Source organism: Mesorhizobium sp. WSM4898 (assembly GCF_029625845.1).
In the GTDB taxonomy this organism is placed as follows: Bacteria; Pseudomonadota; Alphaproteobacteria; order Rhizobiales; family Rhizobiaceae; genus Mesorhizobium.
Map to the genome: position 1 here is coordinate 339208 of NZ_JARTVQ010000004.1, position 24540 is coordinate 363747.

Sequence of the window (24540 nt, forward strand, 5' to 3'; positions counted from 1 at the left end):
ATCCGCCGTTGCTCATGCCGGCGCAATGACCAAAGAGGACGACGATGCGTACCCTGATTGGCGCCGCCTGCGCCATGTTGCTCATTTCCACCGCTGCCGCGTTCGCCGGCCAGACCGAAGGCTTGATCAAGAAGGTCGACAAGGACACGCTGACGCTGACGCTGGACGACGGAAAGTCCTACAAGCTCAACGCCGAAACCGATCTCGACGCGCTGAAGCCCGGCATGGATATCGTCCTCGCCTACGACGTGACCAATGGCGAGAATGTCGTGACCGATATGCAGCTGCCGGACAGCGACTAGAATCATCTGCGCCGCGAGGTCTTGGCTGACGGCGCAGTACGTTGGTAGCAGTACGTTGGTAGAGGACACCTTTGCCAATAGTCCGAGCGCCGAACGTTTCGTCATCCTGGAGCGAAGCAAGTGGCGCAGCGACGCAAACGCAGATTCCAGGATGGCGACGTTCGAGGCCTTCGGCCTACCTCCAACACACGGCCTGAAACGCAGGCCCTACAGCCACTCCAGGGTGCGGCCCTCGAGCCGTAGCAGGCGGTCCTGCGGTACGTCGAGGCTGGCGGCTTCCTGCTTGGAAATGCCGGTGACGAAGCGGAAGAAGCAGCGCATGATCCCGCCATGGGTGACGCAGACGGTCGGCTGGCGAAGCGCGTCGAACCAGGGTTTTATCCGCTCGAGCAGCATCTCGTAGCTTTCGGCGCCCTCGCCGGGCGGCTGGAAATCCCACTTCGCGGCGCGGCGGCTTTTGGTCGAACCCGGGACACGCTTTTCGAGTTCGGCAAAGGTGAAACCCTGCCAGTCGCCGAAGCTTAGCTCCACCAAGCGCGGATCGGTGCGATAGGCGAGCGGGTCGAGACCCATCGCCGCGCGCATCAGTTCCATCGTCTCGCGCGTGCGGCGCATCGGGCTGGCGACAAAATCGAAATCCGCGGCGTTTCCGATAAGGTCCGCCAACCGTCGGCCGTTTTGCGTCGCCTGCTCGCGGCCAAGTTCGTTGATATCGGTATCCGCCTGGCCTTGCAGCCGACCCTCGGCGTTCCACTGCGTCTGGCCGTGGCGCGCGATGTAGACGAGCGGATACATCAGGTCTCCGGAGGTCGGGCCAGGGCCTGGACGAATAGACAGGCGGAGAGAACTAGTCCTTGACGGTCGAGATGTCGGGCGCGTCGACCGCCTTCATGCCGACGACATGGTAGCCGGAATCGACGTGATGGACCTCGCCGGTCACGCCGCGCGACAGGTCCGACAGGAAGTAGACGCCGGAATCGCCGACTTCTTCCTGCGTCACCGTCTGCTTGAGCGGCGCGTTGTACTCGTTCCATTTGAGGATGTAGCGGAAGTCGCCGATGCCGGAGGCGGCAAGGGTCTTGATCGGGCCGGCCGAGATGGCGTTGACGCGGATCTTCTTGGCGCCGAGGTCGACGGCGAGATAGCGCACGCTGGCCTCGAGCGCCGCCTTGGCGACGCCCATGACGTTGTAGTGAGGCATAACCTTCTCGGCGCCGTAATAGGTCAGCGTCAGCAGCGAGCCGCCTTCGCTCATCAGCGGCTCGGCGCGCTTGGCGATGGTGGTGAAGGAAAACACCGAAATATCCATGGTGCGCAGGAAATTATCGCGCGTCGTCTCGACATAACGGCCGGTCAGCTCGTCCTTGTCCGAGAAGGCGATGGCATGGACGAGGAAGTCGAGCTTGCCCCAGTGCTTGGCGATGTCGGCAAAGACTGCGTCCAGGCTTTCCGGATCGGTCACGTCGCAATGGCCGGCGACATGCGCGTTGAGTTCCGCCGCCAGCGGCTCGACGCGCTTCTTGAACGCCTCGCCCTGATAGGTCAGCGCGATTTCGGCGCCGTGATCGACGCAAGCCTTGGCGATGCCGAAAGCGATCGACCGATTGTTTGCGACGCCAAGGATGAGGCCTCGCTTACCGGCCATCAGGCCCTGTCCACCCGCCATGTGCGCAATTCTCCGCAAGAATGTCTGCTTTGTGGAGCCCTATCGCACAGGCACAGGGCCCCTTCAAGCGTCGAAAACAGACTGGCTTGAGGAGAAAACCGCTTCGATCAGCCTTTCCGCTTGCGCATCAGGGCTTCGAGATCGGCGTCTCCACCCTCCGGCAGCATCAGCCGCACATGGGCGTAGAGATCGCCATGGCCACCTACTTTTTCCGGCAGGCCCCTGCCCTTCAGGCGCAACACCTTGTCCGAGCTCGACCATGCGGGAACGTTGACCGCGAGCTTGCCGGTCGGCGTCTCGACGGCCACCTTGGCGCCGAGCACCGCGTCGGCGAGTTCGATAGGCAGGTCGACATGCAGGTCGCGGCCCTCGATGCGATAGCGCGGATGGCGGCGAATGTGGATCTTGACCAGCGCGTCGCCCGGCTGGCCGGGCCCCTGCTCGCCCTGACCCTTCAGGCGGATGGTCTGGCCCTCCTCGACATAGGTGGGAAGCTTGACCGCCATCTTGCGGCCGTCAGGGAACATCGCCGTCACCTTCTCCGCGGTGGCGGCCTCTTCGACGGTGATGTCCAGCGTGACATTGAGGTCAGGCGCCTGGACCGGCTGGCGACGGTTGCCACGGCCTGGACCGCGCCCACCCGAAAAGGCCTCGCCGAAGATCTGGCTGAAGATGTCGCTGTTGCCGTCGAAAGGATCGCCGCCCGGACGACCGGTGCGGAATTCGAAATGCGCCCCGCCGGGGCCCTGCTGACGGCGGAATCCGGCAAACGGATCGCCACCGGCCGCGCCCTCGAAGCCCTGGAATCTCGGCTTGCCGTCGGCGTCGATCTCGCCGCGATCGTAAGCTGCGCGGCGCTTCTCGTCGCCGACGATCTCATAGGCCTGGTTGGCGGCCGCAAAACGCTCTTTCGCCTTCGGATCATTCGGATTCTGGTCCGGATGATGCTGCTTGGCGAGCTTGCGGTACGCCGATTTTATTTCCTTGGCCGAGGCGTTCTTGGCAACGCCCAGCACCTCATAGGGGTCGCGCATGCTTCCTGCCTGAAAGAGAGATTGGGTCCACAGTTGCCCTCTATATGCGCTCGCATAGGAAGAAATTCCAGTGGTGCAAGATGCCAATGGAGACTGAAATTAGAGCGCCTTGAACTCCTGCATGCGCCAGCCTCCGGCGTCGGCAATGCACAGCTCGCCCTGATACATGGCGACGCCGTCGAAACTTTCCCGCGTCGCGTTGAAGCGGCGGCAGGTCAAGCCGCCATCCTTGAGTTCCACCAGCTCGGTGATCGAGCCGCGGGAGCCGGTGCCGGCATTGGCCCATGGCACCGCCTGGCCGCCGAGCTCCTGGATGTCGGCGGAAGACACCGCATTGCCGATCGTGGTCTGGTCCGAGTCGTTGTCGCTGCTTGCCGGCACGGCGGGCGCGGACGGCGCGCTGGAGGTGATGATCGAGCGGTCAACCTCCGCCTTCTCGAGGCTGAAGCCGCCGGCGCCACAGGCCGCGAGCGGAAGCGCCAATGTCAGCAACGCAGCCTTGGCGCTGGCCGAAGCAATAACGCTCCATTGCCCGCTGTCAAAAGCTTGCGCGATACGCGACAATCGGCGAACTCCTCCCGCAACGTTAAAAATTTGGAAAACTATGAACGAAAGCGAGTTAACAAGCGGTGACTTCGCCGAGGCTTTGGAGCCGTTCCGGCTGTTTGCCGAGTGGCTGGACGACGCCGTCAAGAGCGAGATCAACGACCCCAACGGCGTTGCGTTGGCAACCGTCGACGCCGACGGCATGCCGGATGTGCGGATGGTGCTGCTCAAGGGGTTCGACGAAAGGGGATTTGTCTTCTACACGAATTTCGAGAGCGCCAAGGGCCGCGAGATTCTTGGCAGCATGAAGGCGGCGATGTGCTTCCACTGGAAATCGCTGCGCCGCCAGGTGCGCGTGCGCGGGCCGGTGGAGATCGTCAGCGACGCCGAGGCTGACGCCTATTATGCGACGCGGCCGCGCGGCAGCCGCATCGGCGCCTGGGCCTCCAAACAGTCGCGGCCGCTGGAAAGCCGTTTCGCGCTGGAGAAGGCGGTGGCCGAATACACGGCGCGCTATGCGATCGGCGAAATCCCCCGGCCGAAACACTGGTCGGGCTTCCGCATCCTGCCGCAGACGATCGAGTTCTGGCACGACCGCCCGTTCCGGCTGCATGACCGCATCGTGTTCTCGAGAAACGACGCCGGCGGCTGGGACAAGACGCGGCTCTACCCCTGAGGTCGCCGAGAGCGGAGATTTTCAGCCTTTCTTGCGGGTCATGAAGGCGGTCAACGCCGCGCGCGCCTCGTCGGACTTCAGCCGCTCGCGGAAATGCTCGCTCTCGACCTTGATGCGGGCGACGATTTCCTTGCGCGGCTCACGCATCAGATCGCGGGCAATCTTAAGCGCCTGCGGCGGCTTGGCGGCGATCTCGGCCGCCGCAGCCAGCACCGCGCCTTCCAGCTCGTCTTCCGCGACCACATCGTAGATCAGGCCGGCGGCCTTGGCGCGCTCAGCCGAAAAACCTTCGCCGAGACCGAGCAGCGCGAAGGCGCCCTGGCGGCCGAGGACCTGCGGCGCGAGCAGGCTCGAGCCGGCCTCCGGCACGAGGCCGAGGTCGACGAAGGGCGTGCGGAAGAGCGTTCGCGGCGTGGCGAAGGTCAGGTCGCAATGCAGATTGAGCGTGGTGCCGATGCCCACCGCTATGCCATCGACACCCGAGACCATCGGCTTCTCCGCCTTGGCCAGCGCCATCAGGAAATCCCACACCTCATTCCCCCCCTCGCCGCCGGTGGCGATCACCAGGAAGTCCGCAAGGTCGTTGCCGGAAGAAAAGGCACCGGGCACCCCGAGAAAGACATGGACGCGAACGGTCGGGTCGGCATCCCCTTCAGAAAGGGCGGCCGACATTTTCGCATACATGGCACGCGTCAGCGCGTTCTTCTTGTCCGGCCGATTCATACGGATGATCTGCACGGCGCCCCAGCGCTCGATGAGGATATGGTCGGTCACGGTCGGTTCCTTCGGCTGACTGGCTGTTCAGGCGATCAGCGCCTTGCCGGCGGCGGCGAGGCTTTCGGCGCCGTCGATGACGCGCTCCTTGAGCGCGCGCGTCTCGCCTAGGAGATTCTCGGCAAAGAATCGGCAAAGCGCGACGCGGCCGCGGTCGGCTAGGCCGCCTTGCGCCAAATAAGCGCCGCCGGCGGCGAGCGAGATTAGGCGCAGATAGGGCGTGGCGCCGGCCATCGCGGCATCGGCCTTGCCGTCGGCCAACAGCCTTTGCAAGAAGCGCGTTGCCTCGTCGAGATCGGCAAGCGCGCGATCGAGATTGTCGGCGGTGCGGCCAAAACCTTCGATGTTGGAGGTGCGCACCGCATCGGCCATCGCTTTCAATTCGCCGATATAGCGATGCACGTGCGCGCCGCCGCCGAGCGGCAGTTTTCGCGAGACGAGGTCGATCGCCTGGATGCCGTTGGTGCCTTCATAGATCGGCGCGATGCGGGCGTCGCGATAGAGCGCCGCCGCGCCCGTCTCCTCGATGAAGCCCATGCCGCCATGCACCTGGATCCCCAGCGAAGCGACCTCGACGCCGACATCGGTCGAAAAGGCTTTTGCCAGCGGCGTCAAGAGATTGGCGCGGTCGCGCCAGTTGGCGGCGGCCTCGCCCTCGGCGACACGGGCACGGTCGATGGCGTGCGCACAGGTATAGGCGATAGCACGCGCGATCTGCGTCAGCGCCTGCATGGTGAGAAGATTGCGCTGCACGTCCGGGTGACGGACGATCGGCGCCATGCCGGACCCTGAATAATCAGATGCCTTGCCCTGCCGGCGCTCATTGGCATAGGCGATCGCCTTCTGCGTGGCGGTTTCGGCCACCGCAACGCCCTGCATGCCCACCGCGAGACGAGCGTTGTTCATCATCGTGAACATGCAGGCCAACCCTTTGTTCTCCTCGCCGACCAGCCAGCCGATGGCGCCGGGCCTCATGCCCTCAAAACCGTCGCCATAGATCATGGTGCAGGTCGGCGATGCATGGATGCCGAGCTTGTGCTCGAGGCCGGAACAGAAGACGTCGTTGCGGGCGCCGAGCGAGCCATCGTCATCGACCAGGAACTTCGGCACCAGGAAGAGCGAGATGCCGCGCGTGCCGGCGGGCGCGTCGGGCAGCCTCGCCAGCACCAGATGCACGATGTTGTCGGTGAAATCGTGCTCGCCATAGGTGATGAATATCTTCTGGCCGAAGATGCGGTAGGTTCCGTCGGCGGCAGGCTCGGCACGCGTGCGCAAAGCGGCGAGGTCCGAGCCCGCCTGCGACTCGGTCAGGTTCATCGTGCCCATCCACTCGCCCGAGACGAGCTTCGCCAGGTATTTGGCCTTGAGCGCCTCGGAGGCGTGCTTGTCGAGTGCCTCGACCGCGCCCATGGTGAGCGTCGGGCCGATGCCGAAGGCCATCGCGGCGGAGTTCCACATCTCGAGCGCGGCGACGGCTAGCATGGTCGGCAAGCCCTGGCCGCCATATTCGGCCGGCCCGGACAGCGCGTTCCAGCCGCCTTCGATCCAGCGCCGGTAAAGCTCCTTCCAGCCGGGCGGTGTGGTGACAGAAGCGCCCTTCAACACCGCGCCATGCTCGTCGCCGATCTTGTAGAGCGGCGCAACCTCCTCGCTGGCGAAGCGCCCGGCCTCGGCCAGGATCGCGTCGACCAGGTCCTCGCCGAGGTCGCCGAAGGTGCCGTCGTCCAGCGCCGGCTTCAGGCCGGCTACCTGCTTCAGCGTGAAGGCGATGTCCTCGACCGGTGCGCGAAACATGTTTGCTGCTTCTCCTCCAGTGCGGCCAACCGTAGTCGCGTAGCCGAAGCGAGGCCATTCATTCTTGGGGTTGGCCTGCGTCCTTCTTTTTACGTAAACGTCAAACACGCGGATTTTGCAAGCGTTGACTCCGTCATCCACGGCCGGAGAGGTTCAGTCGCTGTTCCGGCGCTGAACACCTCGCGGTTTGACAGCACTTCCTTAACCATAGCGGTTCAGGATCGTCGTCTGGTCAGTGGGGACACCCTGATTTGAAAAAGCCGGCGCGCCCTCTTCGCCGCCTGGCGCTTCTCGCGGCTGCGGTTGCGCTGGGCACGGCGGCAAAGGCCTCGGATTTCTCCGAGCCGTGGAAGAATGCCGACCGCGCGCTGGTGATCGACGCCTACGAATATAACTCCATCGATTGGGCTGAGCTTGCCACCGACAAGCGCATTGTCGGCTTCATCAACAAGGCGTCCGACGGGCTGCCGCCGCCCTATTTCTGCTTCGGCGACGAGACAGAGGTGAAGCTCTGCAAGGCGCTGTGGAAGCGCCATGCGGTGACGCGCGAGCTTTTCCAGACACGCAAGGTGGTGGCGAAGGCGCTCGGCCTGAAATGGGGCGCCTATCACCTCGCCCGCCCCGGCAATCCGGTCGAGCAAGCCAACAATTTCATCGATTTCGCCGAGCCGGCGCCGGACGATCTCATTGCCCTCGACATCGAGGGCATCGACCCCACGCAATGGATGTCGCTCGAGGATGCGGAAGAATTCGTGCGCCAGGTGCATCGCCGCCTCGGCCGCTTCCCGGTGCTCTACTCGAACGGCAAGACCGCCCAGTACATCGCCGACAACCGTTACACCTACCGGCTGTTGTCGCGGTTGCCGCTCTGGTATGCGCGCTACAAGCCGGACATCGACGTGCATTTCCCGATTGGCAACTGGCAGGGTTACGCGCTCTGGCAGTTCGCGGCAAAGGCGAATTGCGGCCGCTTCAGCTGCCCCTATCGCGTGCCGGGCACGCCCAACGACATCGACGTCAGCGTCGCGCCGATGAAAGCCGATGCGTTGCGCCAGCAATGGGCCTTTGGCGGCCTGATCGACGTGCCGGCGGATTACCTCGCCTCGATCCCGGTGCCGATCCCGCGCGAAGCGGGCCTCGCCGGCAAGGTCACCATCACCTATGCCGATGTGGCGACGCCGCCGACCATCGAGGAAATGGTCGCGGTGCTCGGCGCGCGCTGGGAGAAATTCCGCGACGGATTCCGCATGCCGGTGGTCAAGACCGTGCCGCAGCGCCCGAGCTTCGGCATCGTGCAATATGTCGCCTGGAAACGGGCCGGACAGCGCACGCCCGAACAGCTCGACGCCGCCTTCGCGGCCGCCGATCCGGTCAGCACTGCATCGACGACGCTCGACCACCGCAGGCAGTAGTCAACGGCAGCGTCAACGATGATTGCCCAGGCTGGCATACATGCCGGTGGTGCGGAACTGTGTGGGCGTGATGCCGTAGCAGCGGCGAAACACCTTGGAAAAGTAGTTCGGGTCGTCGAAACCGCACAGAACAGCGACTTCCTTTACCGGCAGGAAATCGGCCTTGGTCAGCAACTTGGCGGCGCGCTGCAGCCGCTGCTGCAGGACGAATTCGGCCGGCGGCAATCCTTCGCTCTCGGCGAAGCAGCGCGAGAAATGGGCGCGGCTGAGGCCGCTGATTTCGACCAGCTCCGCCACCGGCAGCGGCTTGTCGAGATTGGCGTTGATGTGATCGATGACCGGCTGCATGGCGCTCTGCTTCTCGGCGAAGGCGTGCGAGCCGAAGACATCGTCGTAAAGCGCCATCGCCGCCTCATAGGCGATCGCCGAGGCCGCGCCCGGCGAGGCGGCGCCCTTGATCAGGCGCAGGCTGCAATCGGCAAGGTGATCGATGGTCGCCGGCTGCAGCCGGAACACGGGACCTGAGACGCTGAGGATCGACTTGTGGACGCGGAGCGCCTCCTCGCCGTTCATCGATATCCAGAAATATTCCCAGCGGTCGCCCTTGGCCAGCCAGTAGCGATGGTTGTGCGGCACCAGCACCAACAGCGTATCGTTCGCCTGCAGGCGGTAATTGCGGCTTTCATAGCGCAATTGTCCGGTGCCGCTGATCGTATGCTGGAGCACGGTAAACGGGATCTGGCCGCGCTTTCGCCCGTCCCAGTCGTAAGTCTCGTCCTCGCGCACCTCGTAGCCGGTGCTGGTCGGCATGGCGTGCAGGCGCTGGCGCCCGCGCGGCAGCGAGATCGTGCGCATTAGCTTTCCATTGGCGATCAGATCCTGCAGCACAAAATTACCCTCGAAAGCATAATCCTTCTCTGGCCGCGCCGGCGAATAAGCGCATAATCCGGCTCACTCAAGAACGGGAAAGACCCGCGGTCGAGGAGCGGGCGGGAGGAGAAAGAGCTGGATTTCCGGCTCCACATGGCGAGCGCGCCTGCCGGCGCGCGGCCATATCCTCCCTTGCTGCTCCTTGCCTAACATTCGATTGGATCGAGGTGAAGGTGATGAGCTTCAAAATCGCTATTATTGGCGCCGGCAGCGTCGGCTTCACCAAGAAGCTGTTCACCGACATTCTCTGCGTGCCCGAATTCAAGGACATCGAATTCGCGCTGACCGACATCAGCGAGCACAATCTCGGGATGATCCAGGCGATCCTCGATCGGATCGTGGAAGCAAACGGGCTGCCGACCAAAGTGACGGCGACGACCGACCGCCGCAAGGCGCTGGAAGGCGCGCGCTACATCATCAGCTGCGTGCGCGTCGGCGGTCTCGAAGCCTATGCCGACGACATCCGCATCCCGCTGAAATACGGCATCGACCAATGCGTCGGCGACACGATCTGCGCCGGCGGCATCCTCTACGGCCAGCGCAACATCCCGGTGATCCTCGACTTCTGCAAGGACATCCGCGAGGTCGCCGAGACCGACGCCAAGTTCCTGAACTACGCCAACCCGATGGCGATGAACACCTGGGCCGCGATCGAATACGGCAAGATCGACACGGTCGGGCTCTGCCACGGCGTGCAGCACGGCGCCGAACAGATCGCCGAGGTGCTCGGCGCGAAGTCGCCCAGGGAGCTCGACTATGTCTGCTCCGGCATCAACCACCAGACCTGGTTCATCGAGCTCAGGCTGAACGGCCGCGCGATCGGCAAGGACGAGCTGGTCGCCGCCTTCGAAGCGCATCCGGTCTATTCGAAGCAGGAGAAGCTGCGCATCGACGTGCTGAAGCGCTTCGGCGTGTATTCGACCGAAAGCAACGGGCATCTGTCCGAATACCTGCCCTGGTACCGCAAGCGCCCCGACGAGATCACACGCTGGATCGACATGTCGGACTGGATCCATGGCGAGACCGGCGGCTATCTGCGCTACTCGACCGAGACCCGCAAATGGTTCGAAACCGAGTATCCGCAGTTCCTCGAAGCGGCGTCGAAGCCGATCGACCCGGCGAGGCGCTCCAACGAGCATGCCAGCCACATTCTCGAGGCGCTGGAAACAAACCGCGTCTACCGTGGCCATTTCAACGTCAAGAACAACGGAGTGATCACCAACCTGCCGCAGGACGCCATCATCGAGTCGCCCGGCTTCGTCGATCGCTTCGGCATCAACATGGCCGCCGGCATCACACTGCCCGAGGCATGCGCCGCCACCTGCATGTCCTCGATCAACGTCCAGCGCATGTCGGTGCATGCCGCGATCGCCGGCGACATCGATCTCTTGAAGCTCGCCATGCTGCACGATCCGCTGGTCGGCGCGGTGTCGACGCCGGAGGAGGTCTGGCAGATGGTGGACGAGATGGTCGTCGCCCAGGCCGCCTGGCTGCCGCAATATGCCGACGCCGTGCCGGCGGCAAAGGAGCGGCTTGCGAAGTCGAAGGTCAAGACCCGCGAATGGGCGGGCGCGGCGCGGCGCAACGTCCGCTCGATCGATGAACTGCGCGCCGAAAAGGCGGCACTGAAACAGGCCGGCTGAGATTTCGGGCAGGCGGACCTGCAGGAGGCAGGTCAGCCGAAACGGTCCCCAAAATAAAGATCAAGCGGCGGGCAAGCAGCAGACGTTCAAAACATTTGGGAGGAGACAATGAGGAACTTACACAGAATTGGCATTGCCGCCGGACTGGCGCTCGGCGTTTCTATTCCGGCGCTCACCGCTTTCGCTTCGGAACCGACGATCCCGCCGGAGCCGGCGACATTCCCGGCCGAGGGCAAGATCCATTATGTGGCGCGCGACTCCATCCTGGAGTTCAAGGCGCTGCCCGATTACCACGAGCCGGACTGGGTGACGCAGAAATACGTCAAGACCGGCAAGCTGCCGCCGCTCAAGGACAGGCTGCCCAAGGAACCGCTGGTCTTCAAGACCGCCAACATGCCGGACGGCATCGGCGTCTATGGTGACACGATGCGCCATGTCATCGGCGGCAGGCCGGAAGGCTGGAACTACGCTGCCGGCCAGACGCAAGGCTGGGGCGGCATCGACATCGCGCTTTCCGAATGCCTGACACGCACCGCGCCGCTGTTCCAGGTCGACGCCAGGGACACCGAGCCGCTGCCGAACCTCGCCAAGAGCTGGGAATGGTCGAAAGACGGCCACAAGCTGACCATGCATCTCGTCGAAGGCGCCAAATGGTCGGACGGCGCGCCCTTCAACGCCGACGACGTCATGTTCTACTGGGACGACGAGGTCGTCGACCCCAACGTGTCGCCGCTCAACGGGGCGACGCCCGAAACCTTCGGCGTCGGCACGACGCTCAAGAAGATCGACGACTACACCGTCGAATGGACGTTCAAGGAAGCGTTTCCGAGGCAATATCTCTATGCGATGGCCTACGGCACCTTCTGCCCCGGCCCGGCGCACATTTTGAAGCCGCAGCATCCGAAATATTCGAAGAACACCTACGACCAGTTCAAGAACGCCTTCCCGCCGGAATACATGAACATGCCGGTGATGGGCGCCTGGGTGCCGGTCGAATACCGCCCGGACGACATCATCGTCATGCGGCGCAATCCTTACTACTGGAAGGTCGACGAGAAGGGGAACCAACTGCCTTATCTCAACGAGCTGCAATACAAGCTCTCGACCTGGGCAGATCGCGACGTCCAGGCCGTCGCAGGCTCGGGCGACTTCTCCAATCTCGAGCAGCCCGAGAACTTCGTCGCCTCGCTGAAGCGCGCGGCTGACAAGAACGCGCCGGCACGGCTTGCCTTCGGTCCGCGGCTCATCGGCTACAATCTGCGTATGAATTTTTCCGCCAATGGCTGGGGCAACCCGGACGAGCGAGGCCAAGCGATCCGCGAATTGAACCGCAACGAGGATTTCCGCAAGGCCGTGACCATGGCGATCGACCGCAAGGCGCTCGGCGACTCGCTGGTCAAGGGACCGTTCACCGCCATCTATCCCGGCGGCTTCTCCTCCGGCACCAGCTTCTATGACCGCAAGTCGACGGTTTATTACCCGTTCGATCTCCAAGGGGCCAAGGCCGAGCTCGCCAAGGCCGGTCTCAAGGATACCGACGGCGACGGCTTCGTGAACTTCCCGGCGGGCACCGCCGGCGGCAAGAATGTCGAGATCGTGATGCTGGTCAACAATGACTACACCACCGACAAGAGCCTTGCCGAGGGCGTCGTGGCGCAGATGGAGAAGCTTGGGCTGAGGGTCGTGCTCAACGGGGTCAACGGCACGCAGCGCGACGCGATCCAGTATTCCGGCCGCTTCGACTGGCTGATCCGGCGCAATGACCAGGAGCTCACCTCCGTTGTGCAGAACACGGAGCAACTCGCTCCGGTCGGTCCCAAGACCAGTTGGAACCATCGCGCGCCTGAAAGCGGCGAAGTCGATCTGATGCCGTTCGAGAAGGACCTCGTCGACATCGTGAACAAGTTCGTCACGACGCAGGACAACGACCAGCGCGCCGACCTGATGAAGAAGTTCCAGAAGATCTCGACCGAGCACGTCTATAATGTCGGGCTGACGGAATATCCCGGCGCGCTGATCGTCAACAAGCGCTTCTCCAACATCCCGCAGGGAACGCCGATCTTCATGTTCAACTGGGCCGAGGATTCGATCATCCGCGAACGCGTCTTCGTCGCAGCTGACAAACAGGCGAAATATGAGCTCTTCCCCGACGAGCTTCCCGGCAAGCCCGGAGACAAGGGGCCGATGAACTAGTTAACCTCCCTGACGAAGAGAACTCCGGTCGCGCCAGCTGGCGCGGCCGGACAAAGCCAAATCTCCGGTGCCCCCAAGGCGCGACCGGCCAGCAAAGGAAGCCGACCATCCATGTTGCGATTCCTGCTCATGCGCATAGCGTCGGCGCTTCCCGTGCTCGCCATCTTGAGCCTGGTCACCTTCGCCATCATCCAGGCGCCGCCGGGCGACTATGCCGACTACATCAAATCGCAGCTCATCAATCAGGGCGGCGCCTCCTATGCCGAGGCGGATGCACAGGCCCAGGCCTACCGGAAAGAACACGGCCTCGATAAGCCGCTGCCCGTTCAGTATCTCAACTGGATCGGCGGCATCGTCACCCGCGGCGATTTCGGCTACAGCCTGTATTACAACAGGCCGGTGGCGGACGTGGTCGGCGAGCGCCTGCCGCGCACGCTGCTCCTGGCGCTGGTCTGCCACCTGCTCGCCTCGGTGCTGGGCATAAGCTTCGGCATTTGGGCGGCGACCCGCCAGTATTCCTGGATCGACTCGACGCTCTCGGCCATCTCCTTCCTCGGCATGACGGTGCCGCGCTTCCTGATGGCGCTGATCATCGTCTACCTGCTGGTCTTCCAGTTCAACGTGTCGGAGATCGGCAGCTTCTTCTCGCCGCGATATGGCGGCGCGCCATGGTCGTGGGCAAAATTCCTCGACCTGGTCAAGCATGTCTGGCCGGTGGTGGCGATCGCGACCTTCGGCGGGCTCGCCTACAATATGCGCGTCATGCGCGGCAACCTGCTCGACACGCTCAACGCGCAATATGTCGAGACGGCCAAAGCCAAGGGCCTGACCGGTGGCGCCGTGGTGATGCGCCATGCCGTGCCCAATGCGCTGCATCCATTGGTCATGTATCAAGGCGTGGTGCTGCCCTACATGCTGACCGGCGAGATCGAGACGGCGATCATTTTCGCGCTGCCGACCGTCGGGCCGGCGATCGTGGGCTCGATGGCGGTGGGCGACGTCTATGTGACGGCAACCTTCATGATGGTTCTGTCGGCGACGCTGATCGTCGGCAACATCATCGCCGACATGCTGCTGGTCCTGCTCGACCCCCGCGTGCGCCAGTTCGGGGAGCACTAGATGCTGGCCCGCGATCCCTCACCCCCGCCACCCGCCGAAGGAGCCGCGATTCCGGCCGCGCATGGCAACGAGAGCTACATCGCGCTTGTCTGGCGCCGGCTGAAGCGCTCCTGGACCGGCATGGCCGGGCTATGCCTGGTCGTGCTGCTGCTTCTCATGACCCTGTTCGCGGAATTCCTCGCGCCTCTCGACCCGAAAGCGACCGATATCGCCTTCGCGCCGCCGCAGATGGCTAGCTTTCACGACAAGGACGGCAACTTCGTCGCGCGGCCAAGGATTTACGCGCTGGCCGAATCGACCGACCTCGACCCGGTGACCTTCCAGCCGATCGTCGGCCCCGATTACGATCATCCACGACTGCTCGGCTTCTTCGTCGAGGGCGCGCCCTACAAACTCTTCGGCCTCATCCCGGCGAACCGGCATTTCTTCGGCTCGATGGACGGCCAGCCGGTGCATTTCCTCGGCACCGACAAGTTCGGCCGCGATGTGCTGTCGCGCGCCATCTACGGCTCGCGCGTCTCACTGATGATCGCGCTGACGGTGGTCTTCATCATCACCCTGATCGGCACCAGCGTCGGCATGGTGTCCGGCTATTTCGGCGGCCGGTTCGATGTCTGGATGCAGCGCTTCGTCGAACTGGTGCTCGCCTTCCCGCAACTGCCGCTTTACCTGGCGCTGACGACGCTGATCCCGGTCACCGCGCCGACCAATGTCTTTCTCGCCTTCGTCATCATCGTCATGTCGGCGCTTGGCTGGGCGCAGATGTCGCGCGAGGTACGCGGCAAGACGCTGGCGCTGGCGCGCATCGACTATGTGCGCGCGGCCATGGCGGTGGGCGCCACCGATCGGCGGATCATCATCCAGCACATCTTTCCCAATGTGATGAGCCATGTGATCGTCGCCGTGACGCTGGCGATCCCAACGGTGGTGCTTCTGGAATCCTTCCTCGGCTTCCTCGGCTTCGCGGTGAAGCCGCCGCTGATCTCGTGGGGCCTGATGCTGCAGGACACCGCGACCTATTCGGTCATCGGCACCTATCCGTGGATTCTGTCGCCGGTCGGCTTCGTGCTGATCACGGTCTTTGCCTTCAACGCGTTGGGCGACGGCCTGCGCGATGCCGTCGATCCCTATTGAGGTGGCAGGAATGACGACGATCGCGCTTGCCGAATCCTTCGCTCCCGCCGTCCGGCTCGACCATGACGGACGCCAGGACCAGCCGGTCATCGACGCCCGCAACATCGAAGTCGCCTTCAAGGTCGAGCACGGCATCGTCGAGGCGGTTAAGGACGTCTCGTTCCAGCTCTATCGCGGCGAGACGATCGCGATCGTCGGCGAATCCGGTTCCGGCAAATCGGTGACGGCGCGCACCGTCATGGGGCTCTTGTCGCGGCGGGCAACGGTATCGCCGAGGTCAAGCGTCGACTATCTCGGACAGAACATCCTGAAATTCGCCGAGAGCGCCCGGCGCAAGCTGCGCGGCAACCGCATCTCGATGATCTTCCAGGAGCCAATGAGCTCGCTCAACCCGATCTATTCGGTCGGCAGCCAGATCGTCGAAGCGATCAGGGTGCACCGCAAGGTGAGCCGCAAAGAGGCCTGGGCGCGAGCGCTCGAGCTTTTGCGGCATGTCCAGATTCCCGAACCCGAAGCACGCCTCAAGCAGTATCCGCACCAGCTCTCCGGTGGCCAGCGGCAGCGCGTCATGATCGCCATGGCCTTGGCCAACGAGCCCGATGTGCTGATCGCCGACGAGCCGACCACCGCGCTCGACGTCACCGTCCAGGCGCAGATCCTCAACCTGATCCGCAATCTGCAGAAAGAAATGCGGATGGCGGTGGTTCTGATCACGCACGATCTTACCGTCGTGCGCAAATTCTCCGACTATGTCTATGTCATGCAGCATGGCGAAATGCGCGAGCATAACGTCACCGAGCGGCTCTTCGCCGATCCGCAGCATCCCTACACAAAGCGGCTGCTCGCATCCGAACCACACGGCCGGCCGAAGCCGCTGCCCGAAAAGTCCAGCACGATCCTCGAGGCGAACGGCGTGCGCGTCTGTTTCACGCTGCGGCACGGTACGTTCCTGAAGCCGGACTGGCGCGAGTTGGTTGCGGTCGACGATCTCGACCTCAAACTTTGCCGTCACGAGACGCTGGCCCTGGTCGGCGAATCCGGTTCCGGCAAGACCACTTTCGGCCAGGCGCTGCTTCGGCTGCTCGACGCCAGGCGCGGCGAGATCCGCTTCGATGGCCAGCCGATCCAGGATCTCACGCGCGTCGAGATGCGGCCGCTGCGCTCGCGCATGCAGATCGTCTTCCAGGATCCGTTCTCCTCGCTCAACCCGCGCATGACGATCGGCCAGATCATCGAGGAAGGCCTGGTCGTGAACAGGATCGGGGCCACACGGCGCGAGCGGATCGAGCGGGTGCGTGAGGCGCTGGTCAGCGCCGGCATGCCCGGCGATATCCTGTCGCGGTTTCCGCACGAATTTTCGGGCGGCCAGCGGCAGCGCATCGCGATCGCGCGGGCCATCGCACTGGAGCCGGAATTCATCCTGCTCGACGAGCCGACATCGGCGCTCGATCTTTCCGTCCAGGCGCAGATCATCGACCTGCTGCGCAAGCTGCAGGACGAGCGCGGCTTGAGCTATCTCTTCATCTCGCACGACCTCAAGGTGGTGCGGGCGCTCTGCCACCGCGTGATCGTCATGCAGCACGGCAAGATCGTCGAACAGGGGCCCGTAGACGAGGTCCTCACCAGTCCCAAGACCGCCTACACCGAACGGCTCGTCCGGGCCGCTTTCGACGTGGCGTGACCATATTCCGGAGGCTCACAGTGGCAAGAAATCCCAGGATCACCTTCATCGGCGCCGGCTCGACGGTGTTCATGAAGAACATTGTCGGCGACGTGCTGCAGCGCCCGGCGCTGTCGGGCGCGACGATCGCTTTGATGGACATCAACCCGCAGCGGCTGGAAGAGAGCGCCATCGTCGTCAACAAGCTGATCGCGACCCTCGGCGTGAAGGCGAAGGCCGAGACCTATTCCGACCAACGCAAGGCGCTGTCCGGTGCCGATTTCGTCGTCGTCGCCTTCCAGATCGGCGGTTACGAGCCCTGCACCGTCACCGACTTCGAGGTGCCGAAGAGATATGGCCTGCGCCAGACGATCGCCGACACGCTGGGCGTCGGCGGCATCATGCGGGGCCTGAGGACGGTGCCGCATCTGTGGAGGATCTGCGAGGACATGCTCGCCGTCTGCCCCGACGCGATCATGCTGCAATACGTCAACCCAATGGCGATCAACACCTGGGCGATCGCCGCGAAATTCCCCCAGATCAAACAGGTTGGGCTCTGCCATTCGGTGCAGGGCACGGCGATGGAGCTGGCGCACGACCTCGACCTTGCCTATGAGGAGATCCGCTACCGCGCAGCTGGCATCAACCACATGGCGTTTTACCTCAAGTTCGAGCATCGCCAGCCGGACGGCTCCTACCGCGACCTCTATCCCGACCTTGTCCGCGCCTATCGCGAAGGCCGCGCGCCGAAGCCCGGCTGGAACCCGCGCTGCCCCAACAAGGTGCGCTACGAGATGCTGACCCGGCTCGGCTATTTCGTCACCGAAAGCTCGGAGCATTTCGCCGAATACACGCCCTATTTCATCAAGGAAGGTCGCCCCGACCTGATCGAGAAATACGGCATCCCGCTTGACGAATATCCGAAGCGGTGCATCGAGCAGATCGAACGCTGGAAGGGTCAGGCGGAGGCCTACCGCTCGGCCGACCGGATCGAGGTCGAGCAGTCAAAGGAATATGCCTCCTCGATCATGAACTCGGTGTGGACCGGCGAGCCGTCGGTCATCTACGGCAATATCCGCAACAATGGCTGCATCACCTCGCTGCCTTTAGACTGCGCGGCGGAAGTGCCGTGCCTGGTCGATGCTTCCGGCATCCAGCCGACCTATACCGGCGAGCTGCCGCCGCAGCTGACGGCGCTGATCCGCACCAACATCAATGTTCAGGAATTGACGGTGCGGGCGCTGATGAGCGAGAGCCGCGAGCACATCTACCACGCGGCGATGATGGACCCGCACACGGCGGCCGAGCTCGATCTCGATCAGATCTGGTCGCTGGTCGACGACCTGCTTGCAGCGCATGGGGACTGGTTGCCGGCCTGGGCGCGACCAGGCAAGAGCAAGGCTGCCTGATTAGAGCAATTTCAGGAAAAATGAAAGCGGTTCTCCGTCCGAAATTGCGTCAAAACAAATAGACGGGAGATTTCGCCGTTTCCGTGAAACGGTGAAATGTCCTATTTGCCGGTCTGCTCGCGCTCGACGGCGCGCCAGCCGATGTCGCGGCGGAAGAAACCCTGCGGCCAGTCGATATGATCGATCGCCCCGTAGGCCTTTTTTTGTGCCTCCCCGACGGTTGCGCCGGTTGCGGTGACGTTGAGCACGCGGCCGCCATTGGCGACGAGCGCGCCGCCATTGATGGCGGTGCCCGCGTGGAAGATTTCGGCGCCGTCGCTGGCGGCCTCGTCGAGACCACGGATCACCGAGCCCTTTTCCGGCGTGCCGGGATAGCCCCTCGCCGCCATCACCACGGTCAGTGCCGCCTCGTCGCTCCAGCGCGCCGACATATGCGCGAGCTGGCCGTCGACGGCGGCGTTGAGCAGGACGAGCAGGTCGTCCTTCAGCCGCATCATCAGCACCTGGCATTCGGGATCGCCGAAGCGGGTGTTGTACTCGATCAGCTTGGGGCCTTGGTCGGTGATCATCAAACCGGCGAAGAGGATGCCGGCGAAAGGCGCGCCGAGATTGGCCATGCCGCGCATCGTCGGCTCGATGATCTCGCGCATGGTGCGCTCGGTCATCTCGGGCGTCATCACCGGCGCCGGCGAATAGGCGCCCATGCCGCCGGTGTTCGGACCGGTATCGCCGTCGCCGACGCGCTTATGGTCCTGCGCGGTGCCGAAGGGCAGCGCGGTGGCGCCGTCGCAGAGGCAGAAGAAGCTTGCCTCCTCGCCGGTCAGATATTCCTCGACGACCACCTCGGCGCCGGCGGAGCCAAAAGCGCCGTCGAAACAGGCCTCGAGCGCGGCAAGCGCCTCCTCCAGCTTCATGGCGATGGTGACGCCCTTGCCGGCGGCAAGGCCGTCAGCCTTGATGACGATCGGCGCGCCCATCTTTTCGACATAGGCCTTGGCCGCGGCGAGATCGCCGAAGCGGCCGTAGGCTGCGGTCGGAATGTTGAACTTGGCGCAAAGATCCTTGGTAAAGCCCTTCGAGCCTTCGAGCCGCGCCGCCGCCTTGGAGGGGCCGAAGACGCGGATGCCCCAGGCGCGCAAATCATCGGCAATGCCGGCCACCAGCGGCCCTTCCGGACCGACCACGACGAGGTCGATCTTCTTCTCCTGGCAGAAGGCGGCCACAGTGGAGTGGTCGGCGATGTCCAGCTTGACCAGTTCGGCGAAACGGCCGATGCCGGGATTGCCGGGCGAAGCATGGAGCTTCGTCAGCAGCGGCGACGCGGCGATCTTCCAGGCAAGCGCATGTTCGCGGCCGCCGGAGCCGAGAAGAAGAACGTTCATGGCCACCTCTTGCTGATCGTCTCCCCGAACCCGCTATTGGTCCAAGGGCGACGGGTCAAGGCATCTTGGCGTTTCGGGGGGCGATTGCACACGGGAAGATTGCCCACATCAAGACGCAATGAGGCAATTTGCCGGTGGGAAACCGATCCCGCCCGGCCCAATCCGAAGTCGACTCAGCTCCGGAAAACGACAGGGAACCAGTCCTCGCGCAACTTCTGGCCGGGCTTGATGTGCTTCCCATGCAGCGCATTGTTCTCGCCCACGACGCGCGCCTGCGCCTATCGAAGGCGGCACTCGCCTTCATCGAGACAGCGAAAGCATGGTTCGCCAGTCACGATGTTTTCACTGCCTGAGCGACAACGCGGCTGCTTGACGGCGCCCATCGCTGCTGCCACTCCAGCACGATGGAAACCATCCAGTCGAAAGCAGCCCAGGGCCGCGTCGCGGACGCGCCGAGCGGCCATTGGGTTTACCGGGTGCTGCCGCGCTGGCTGTGGCCCTATGCGCAGCTTGCGCGCTGGGACCGGCCGATCGGCTGGCAGCTGCTCTTGTGGCCCTGCTGGTGGTCGGCGGCTCTTGCGGCCAGCGCCTATCCGCGGCCGACGGATCCGCTGCTGACGCTGTTGCCCGCGCCCTGGTACCTGTTCCTGTTTTTCATCGGCGCCGTCGCCATGCGTGGCGCTGGCTGCACCTACAACGACATCGTCGACGAAGACATCGACAACCAGGTCGAGCGCACCCGCTCGCGGCCGCTGCCGGCCGGCAAGGTGAAGCGCCGCCAGGCCTGGGCGTTTCTGATCATCCAGGCGCTGGTTGGGCTCGCAGTGCTTTTGCAGTTCAATAGCTTCGCCATTCCGCTCGGCATCGCCTCGCTGGCCATTGTCGCGATCTACCCGTTCATGAAGCGCATCACCAATTGGCCGCAATTCGTGCTCGGGCTCGCCTTCTCCTGGGGCGCGCTGATGGGCTGGGCGGTCGAGTTCGGCGATCTCGATGGCCCCGCCATCATGCTCTATCTCGGCTCGATCCTGTGGGTGATCGGCTACGACACGATCTACGCGCATCAGGACAAGGAAGACGACGCCATCGTCGGCGTGCGCTCGACGGCACGCCTGTTCGGCGACAACACCAAGACCTGGCTCACCGGGCTCTATGGCGGCACGCTTGCCTGCTTCGCCATCGCCTTTGCCTCGGCTCAAGTGCCGATGCCGGCGCTGGCCGGGCTGATTGCCGCCGGCGCGCATATGGCGCGCCAGATCATCCGGCTCGACATCAACGATCCCGATCAGTGCCTGAAGCTGTTCAAGTCGAACAACCAGGTCGGCTGGCTGATTTTTCTGGGGCTGATCGGCGGGGCGTTTTGGGTGGTGCTGAAGCCGCTGGTGTAGCGCCTCTCCTTCTCCCTTGTCGTGGGAGGGTGGATCGGCGCGCAGTGCCGAGACGGTTGAGGGTGTTTCAGCGGAGTGAGAGCTCGGCGTTTCCTGGAGAACCCCTCATCCGTCGCCTTCGGCGACACCTTCTCCCACAGGGGGGAGAAGGGAAGGGTCGCAGCTATTCGCGCGCGATAATCTCCTCACCGCCGACGACGAGACGCAGGCCGAGATTGCCGGTCCTGCGGCGGGCGAGGAAGCGCGGGCGGCGCATGTTGGAGACACGGCCCTGGCGGCGTTCCTGCGGCGGCAGCGCTTTGATTGCGGCGCCCAGCGATTCCTCCAGCGTGCGGGCGACGCCGTCGGCCTCGATCAGAAGCATCGGCAGGCGATAGGCGTCGGCCCAGGCGCGCCAGTCGGCGGCGACGTCGTCGAGATCGTCGGCGACCAAAAGCGGCACCGACAGCATCGGATCATTGTGCAGAAGTTCCAAAGTCACGGTGACATTGCCGTCCGGATCCTCCATGGCGCGGGCGGCGACACCACGGAAGGCATTGGCGGGCAGCGCGATGATCGCCGGCACGCCGCTCATCTCCAGCGTGCGGCGAATGACGGCGCCGCGCGGGTCGATGGTGAAGGTTACATCGCCATAGTCGTCGCGCGTGGCATAGCTTACCATCTGCGGCAGGCGAAACGGGTCGAGACGCATGTTGCGCCCCGCCCAGACTGGCTTCAGTCCAGTGTTCATCGAATGCCTTCCTGTTTCTCCTGAGGGCCGTTTTCCGGTTCTCTCCGGGCCGGTTTTTCCGGCCTCGTTATGCGGGAAACATTAGCGCTCGCTTCTTACCGCCGCGCTTAAGAAAGTCAGTTAAATTTTGCTGATCGGAGCCGATGGTTATCGGAATGCGACCAGCCACAAGATGTTGGAAGAATTAGATAACCTTACCGGGATTCATGATGCCGGCCGGGTCGAAGGCCGCCTTCACCCGGCGCATCAGATCGATCGCCATTGGCGGGGCCGTGGCGATCAGCTCGTCGCGCTTCAATTGGCCGATGCCGTGCTCGGCCGAGATCGAGCCGTGGAAGGAACGCACGACATCGTGCACGGCCTTGTTCATCGGGTGGTAGAGCTCAAGGAACGGGTCGTCCTGCCAATCCAGAGGGCGAGAGATGTTGTAGTGAAGATTGCCGTCGCCCATGTGGCCGAAGCAGACGACGCGGGCGCCGGGACAGACAGTCTGGACCACGCCTGCCGCCTTTTCGATGAACTCCGGGATCGAGGCGATCGGCACCGAGATGTCGTGCTTGATCGAGGCGCCCTCCGGCTTCTGGCATTCGGGCAGCGTCTCGCGGAAATTCCAGAAGGCGTCGCCCTGGGCAAGACTTGCCGACACCACCGCATCGCCGACGATGCCCTGCTCGAGGCCGGCCGAAAGAATCTCCTCGATCAGCGCCTTGCCATCTTCTTCCGAGCGACCTGAAGAGACCTGCATCAGGGCATACCACGGCCAGTCATCCGCCAGCGGTCGGGTGATCCCTTGCCCATGCTTAAGCGTGAAGTCGTAAGGCCGTTTGGCGATCAGCTCGAAAGCCGTGAGCGAAGCACCGGCGCGATCCATCGCCAAGCTGAACAGCGAGAGCGCTGCCTGAGGCGACGACAGGCCGGCGAAGGCAACCTCCCTGCCCTTCGGCTTCGGAAAGAGCTTCAGCACCGCGGCGGTGATGACGCCGAGGGTGCCCTCGGCGCCGACGAAGAGGTTTTTCAGATCGTAGCCGGTGTTGTCCTTCTTCAGCTTGCGCAGATCGTCGAACACTTCGCCGGTCGGCAGCACCACTTCGACGCCGAGGCAAAGCTCGCGCGCATTGCCATAGGCAAGCACGCCGGTGCCCCCGGCATTGGAAGAGAGATTGCCGCCGATCTGGCAGGAGCCTTGGGCCGCAAGCGACAGCGGGAACAGCCGGTCGGCAGCGTCGGCCGCTTCCTGGAGCGTCTGCAGGATGACGCCGGCCTCGGCGGTGATGGTGTTCGACAGGACATCGATTTCGCGGATGCGGTTCAGCCGCGACAGCGAGAGCACGATGTCGCGGCCGGACTTGTCCGGCACTTGGGCGCCGACCAGCCCGGTGTTGCCGCTCTGCGGCACGACCGGCGTGCCGGTCTCGGTCGCGAGCCGCATGATGCGGCTCACTTCCTCGACGCTGCCTGGCCTCAGCACCAGCGGTGTCCGGCCATGCCAGAGGCCGCGCCGTTCGGTGATGTATGGCGCGATGTCAGCCTGATCGCGCAGCGCGTATCTGTCGCCGACGATGGCAGCGAAGCGGTCGATGAGGGCAGGATCGAGGTCGAAGGGCTGGTCGTTCATGCGCCCAAACCTAGAGCAATTCCAGGAAAAGTGTGAAGCGGTTTTCCGTCCGGAATTGCGTCAAAACAAAGAGATAGGCTCAGTCGATCTTGTCACGCGGGGCGGCGGCGCGCGCGAGCCGGTCGTTGATCGCCTCGCCCAAGCCGTCGGCCGGGATCGGCTCGACGGCGATAGTGGGCGCGCCGCTGCGGTCGAGCGCCTGCATATAGGCGAACAGATTGGCGGCGGCCTCCCGCAGATCCCCCGCCTCGGAAAGATTGCGCAGCGCCACGGCATCCTGCCAGCCTTCAGCGCGAGCGCGGCCGAAGGCGAGCAGCGCCTCGCCGCTCGTGAGCTTGCCGACGTTGAGCCGCATCGATGCGCGCGGCGCGTAATGCGAGGCGAGCATGCCGGGCGCCTGGATTCCGGTAGCGCCGCGGATCACCTCAATTCCGGCGACCGCTCCAATGTCCCGGGCAGCGATGCCGCCGGGTCGTAGCAGACGCAGCTTGCCGTCCTCGATCTTGACGATCGTCGATTCCAGGCCGACGGGCGTCGCGCCGCCGTCGACCACCAGCTTGATCTTCCCGCCGAGATCGGCCGACACGGCCTCGGCCGTCGTGGCGCTGATCCTGCCGGAGGAATTGGCGCTGGGCGCCGCGAGCGGCCGGCCTAATCTCGCGATCAGCTCGCCGCCGAAGCCTCTCGGCATGCGCAGCGCGATCGTGTCAAGCCCGGCTGTGACGAGCGGATGGATGCCGTTTTCCGCGCGCTGCGGCAACACCAGCGTCAGCGGACCGGGCCAGAAAGCTTCCGCCAGCTTTGTTGACAATGGATCGAACGCAGCAATGCGGGTCGCCATGGCGAGGTCGGCGACGTGGGCGATCAGCGGGTTGAAGCGCGGGCGCCCCTTGGCCTCGAAGATACGCGCCACGGCAGCCCCATTGGTGGCGTCACCTGCCAGTCCGTAAACGGTCTCGGTCGGGATGGCGACAACATCGCCGCCTTCGAGCAGCGCCAGCGCCCTTTCCATCGCCTCGCCGACGCCAAGTATCTCAGCCAAATTCACCACCGATCCTGAACATGCCGGTCCCGTAATACGGCTTGGAAGCAGGGGCAAGGGCGGGCATTGGCGATTTATCAATCCCTAAAAT

At 64.0% G+C, this 24540-nt stretch carries 21 protein-coding genes; 10 read left to right on the forward strand and 11 right to left on the reverse strand.

Annotated features, from left to right (window positions below; translation table 11 throughout):
• Positions 1–44 precede the first annotated feature (44 nt).
• Positions 45–302, forward strand: a complete 258-nt coding sequence (locus P9228_RS20920; protein ID WP_066998075.1) for a DUF1344 domain-containing protein — start codon at positions 45–47, stop codon at positions 300–302.
• 207 nt (positions 303–509) lie between these two features.
• Here the strand turns inward: P9228_RS20920 and P9228_RS20925 are convergent, their stop codons facing one another.
• The 4 genes from P9228_RS20925 to P9228_RS20940 form a co-directional block, all read right to left on the reverse strand.
• Complete coding sequence (locus tag P9228_RS20925) at positions 510–1097, reverse strand: histidine phosphatase family protein (protein WP_095800309.1); 588 nt, start codon at positions 1095–1097, stop codon at positions 510–512.
• Positions 1098–1149: 52 nt separating this feature from the next.
• Positions 1150–1968 carry an enoyl-ACP reductase FabI gene (gene fabI / locus P9228_RS20930; protein ID WP_059186698.1) on the reverse strand — a complete coding sequence of 273 codons (819 nt, stop codon included), beginning with the start codon at positions 1966–1968 and terminating at the stop codon, positions 1150–1152.
• Positions 1969–2075: 107 nt separating this feature from the next.
• Positions 2076–3002: a DnaJ C-terminal domain-containing protein gene (locus P9228_RS20935; RefSeq protein WP_278055327.1), complete on the reverse strand. Its 927-nt coding sequence runs from the start codon at positions 3000–3002 to the stop codon at positions 2076–2078.
• A 99-nt stretch (positions 3003–3101) separates the two neighbouring features.
• Positions 3102–3566, reverse strand: a complete 465-nt coding sequence (locus P9228_RS20940) for an RT0821/Lpp0805 family surface protein (RefSeq protein WP_067327836.1) — start codon at positions 3564–3566, stop codon at positions 3102–3104.
• 40 nt (positions 3567–3606) lie between these two features.
• Here P9228_RS20940 and pdxH point away from each other — a divergent pair, with 40 nt between their 5' ends.
• Entirely contained in the window at positions 3607–4224 is a 618-nt protein-coding gene (pdxH, locus tag P9228_RS20945) for a pyridoxamine 5'-phosphate oxidase (RefSeq protein ID WP_067327835.1), read from the forward strand.
• A 21-nt stretch (positions 4225–4245) separates the two neighbouring features.
• Here the strand turns inward: pdxH and P9228_RS20950 are convergent, their stop codons facing one another.
• Together P9228_RS20950 and P9228_RS20955 are read right to left on the reverse strand one after the other, a co-directional pair.
• Entirely contained in the window at positions 4246–4998 is a 753-nt protein-coding gene (locus P9228_RS20950) for a crotonase/enoyl-CoA hydratase family protein (protein WP_127241113.1), read from the reverse strand.
• A gap of 27 nt (positions 4999–5025) precedes the next feature.
• Entirely contained in the window at positions 5026–6792 is a 1767-nt protein-coding gene (locus P9228_RS20955; protein ID WP_278055329.1) for an acyl-CoA dehydrogenase, read from the reverse strand.
• Between the two features lie 251 nt (positions 6793–7043).
• Here P9228_RS20955 and P9228_RS20960 point away from each other — a divergent pair, with 251 nt between their 5' ends.
• Entirely contained in the window at positions 7044–8204 is a 1161-nt protein-coding gene (locus P9228_RS20960; RefSeq protein ID WP_278055330.1) for a glycoside hydrolase family 25 protein, read from the forward strand.
• A 12-nt stretch (positions 8205–8216) separates the two neighbouring features.
• On the opposite strand, the gene P9228_RS20965 is transcribed toward P9228_RS20960, so the two are convergent.
• Entirely contained in the window at positions 8217–9059 is an 843-nt protein-coding gene (locus tag P9228_RS20965) for an AraC family transcriptional regulator (protein ID WP_095801111.1), read from the reverse strand.
• Between the two features lie 251 nt (positions 9060–9310).
• Between P9228_RS20965 and P9228_RS20970 the strand changes: the two genes are divergently transcribed.
• The 6 genes from P9228_RS20970 (at position 9311) to P9228_RS20995 (ending at position 18292) form a co-directional block, all read left to right on the forward strand.
• Positions 9311–10777 carry an alpha-glucosidase/alpha-galactosidase gene (locus tag P9228_RS20970; RefSeq protein ID WP_095800900.1) on the forward strand — a complete coding sequence of 489 codons (1467 nt, stop codon included), beginning with the start codon at positions 9311–9313 and terminating at the stop codon, positions 10775–10777.
• A 108-nt stretch (positions 10778–10885) separates the two neighbouring features.
• On the forward strand, positions 10886–12970 hold the full coding sequence (locus tag P9228_RS20975) for an ABC transporter substrate-binding protein (protein WP_278055333.1): 2085 nt from the start codon (positions 10886–10888) through the stop codon (positions 12968–12970).
• A 111-nt stretch (positions 12971–13081) separates the two neighbouring features.
• Complete coding sequence (locus P9228_RS20980) at positions 13082–14089, forward strand: ABC transporter permease (protein ID WP_066998120.1); 1008 nt, start codon at positions 13082–13084, stop codon at positions 14087–14089.
• Positions 14090–15223: an ABC transporter permease gene (locus P9228_RS20985; RefSeq protein ID WP_278055336.1), complete on the forward strand. Its 1134-nt coding sequence runs from the start codon at positions 14090–14092 to the stop codon at positions 15221–15223.
• 10 nt (positions 15224–15233) lie between these two features.
• Entirely contained in the window at positions 15234–16904 is a 1671-nt protein-coding gene (locus tag P9228_RS20990; RefSeq protein WP_278055338.1) for an ABC transporter ATP-binding protein, read from the forward strand.
• A 20-nt stretch (positions 16905–16924) separates the two neighbouring features.
• Positions 16925–18292: an alpha-glucosidase/alpha-galactosidase gene (locus P9228_RS20995; RefSeq protein ID WP_278055340.1), complete on the forward strand. Its 1368-nt coding sequence runs from the start codon at positions 16925–16927 to the stop codon at positions 18290–18292.
• A 101-nt stretch (positions 18293–18393) separates the two neighbouring features.
• On the opposite strand, the gene purD is transcribed toward P9228_RS20995, so the two are convergent.
• Positions 18394–19674: a phosphoribosylamine--glycine ligase gene (gene purD, locus P9228_RS21000; RefSeq protein WP_278055341.1), complete on the reverse strand. Its 1281-nt coding sequence runs from the start codon at positions 19672–19674 to the stop codon at positions 18394–18396.
• A 404-nt stretch (positions 19675–20078) separates the two neighbouring features.
• On the opposite strand from purD, the gene ubiA reads away from it, so the two are divergent.
• The gene (gene ubiA / locus P9228_RS21005) at positions 20079–21062 is read left to right on the forward strand and encodes a 4-hydroxybenzoate octaprenyltransferase (RefSeq protein ID WP_278055343.1); all 984 of its coding nucleotides are present in this window, start codon (positions 20079–20081) and stop codon (positions 21060–21062) included.
• Positions 21063–21225: 163 nt separating this feature from the next.
• On the opposite strand, the gene P9228_RS21010 is transcribed toward ubiA, so the two are convergent.
• The 3 genes from P9228_RS21010 to P9228_RS21020 form a co-directional block, all read right to left on the reverse strand.
• Positions 21226–21792: a DUF6101 family protein gene (locus tag P9228_RS21010; protein WP_067327821.1), complete on the reverse strand. Its 567-nt coding sequence runs from the start codon at positions 21790–21792 to the stop codon at positions 21226–21228.
• A gap of 184 nt (positions 21793–21976) precedes the next feature.
• Complete coding sequence (locus tag P9228_RS21015) at positions 21977–23407, reverse strand: FAD-binding oxidoreductase (protein WP_095800908.1); 1431 nt, start codon at positions 23405–23407, stop codon at positions 21977–21979.
• Positions 23408–23486: 79 nt separating this feature from the next.
• The gene (locus tag P9228_RS21020; protein WP_278055346.1) at positions 23487–24449 is read right to left on the reverse strand and encodes an L-threonylcarbamoyladenylate synthase; all 963 of its coding nucleotides are present in this window, start codon (positions 24447–24449) and stop codon (positions 23487–23489) included.
• Positions 24450–24540: the final 91 nt, after the last annotated feature.

Bases quoted from the DNA above. Each gene is read 5' to 3' on its own strand.
- P9228_RS20920 (WP_066998075.1), top strand. From the start codon at position 45: ATGCGTACCCTGATTGGCGCCGCCTGCGCCATGTTGCTCATTTCCACC.
- P9228_RS20955 (WP_278055329.1), bottom strand. From the start codon at position 6,792: ATGTTTCGCGCACCGGTCGAGGACATCGCCTTCACGCTGAAGCAGGTA.
- P9228_RS21015 (WP_095800908.1), bottom strand. From the start codon at position 23,407: ATGAACGACCAGCCCTTCGACCTCGATCCTGCCCTCATCGACCGCTTC.
- P9228_RS20985 (WP_278055336.1), top strand. From the start codon at position 14,090: ATGCTGGCCCGCGATCCCTCACCCCCGCCACCCGCCGAAGGAGCCGCG.
- P9228_RS20965 (WP_095801111.1), bottom strand. From the start codon at position 9,059: ATGCGCACGATCTCGCTGCCGCGCGGGCGCCAGCGCCTGCACGCCATG.
- P9228_RS21010 (WP_067327821.1), bottom strand. From the start codon at position 21,792: ATGAACACTGGACTGAAGCCAGTCTGGGCGGGGCGCAACATGCGTCTC.
- P9228_RS20925 (WP_095800309.1), bottom strand. From the start codon at position 1,097: ATGTATCCGCTCGTCTACATCGCGCGCCACGGCCAGACGCAGTGGAAC.
- P9228_RS20975 (WP_278055333.1), top strand. From the start codon at position 10,886: ATGAGGAACTTACACAGAATTGGCATTGCCGCCGGACTGGCGCTCGGC.
- P9228_RS20980 (WP_066998120.1), top strand. From the start codon at position 13,082: ATGTTGCGATTCCTGCTCATGCGCATAGCGTCGGCGCTTCCCGTGCTC.
- fabI (WP_059186698.1), bottom strand. From the start codon at position 1,968: ATGGCGGGTGGACAGGGCCTGATGGCCGGTAAGCGAGGCCTCATCCTT.
- P9228_RS20970 (WP_095800900.1), top strand. From the start codon at position 9,311: ATGAGCTTCAAAATCGCTATTATTGGCGCCGGCAGCGTCGGCTTCACC.
- P9228_RS20935 (WP_278055327.1), bottom strand. From the start codon at position 3,002: ATGCGCGACCCCTATGAGGTGCTGGGCGTTGCCAAGAACGCCTCGGCC.
- pdxH (WP_067327835.1), top strand. From the start codon at position 3,607: ATGAACGAAAGCGAGTTAACAAGCGGTGACTTCGCCGAGGCTTTGGAG.
- ubiA (WP_278055343.1), top strand. From the start codon at position 20,079: ATGGAAACCATCCAGTCGAAAGCAGCCCAGGGCCGCGTCGCGGACGCG.
- purD (WP_278055341.1), bottom strand. From the start codon at position 19,674: ATGAACGTTCTTCTTCTCGGCTCCGGCGGCCGCGAACATGCGCTTGCC.
- P9228_RS20990 (WP_278055338.1), top strand. From the start codon at position 15,234: ATGACGACGATCGCGCTTGCCGAATCCTTCGCTCCCGCCGTCCGGCTC.